Source organism: Bacillus sp. 204(2023) (assembly GCF_037027505.1).
GTDB classification, from domain to species: domain Bacteria; phylum Bacillota; class Bacilli; order Bacillales; family Bacillaceae; genus Bacillus; species Bacillus subtilis.
On sequence record NZ_JAXCHE010000031.1, the window covers coordinates 1 to 255 of the forward strand.

General features: G+C 42.4%; 1 rRNA gene. It reads right to left on the bottom strand.

Annotated features, from left to right (window positions below):
* A 23S ribosomal RNA gene (locus WA279_RS20830) occupies nucleotides 1-97 on the bottom strand; the annotation flags it as partial.
* Nucleotides 98-255 lie beyond the last annotated feature (158 nt).

Consider the following 255-nt stretch of genomic DNA (forward strand, 5'->3'; position numbering starts at 1 on the left):
GCTTGCTTACAGCTCCCCGAAGCATATCGGTGTTCGTCCCGTCCTTCATCGGCTCCTAGTGCCAAGGCATCCACCGTGCGCCCTTTCTAACTTAACCGTTAAAAAGAATCACTATGTGATATCTTGTGTTACTAATTGAATGTGATGTCTACTGTTATCTAGTTTTCAAAGAACACGTTTCGAAGGAATGATCCTTCAAAACTAAACAAGACAGGGAACGTTCTGTTTATAAGACCCAAGGTCTTATATTCCGTA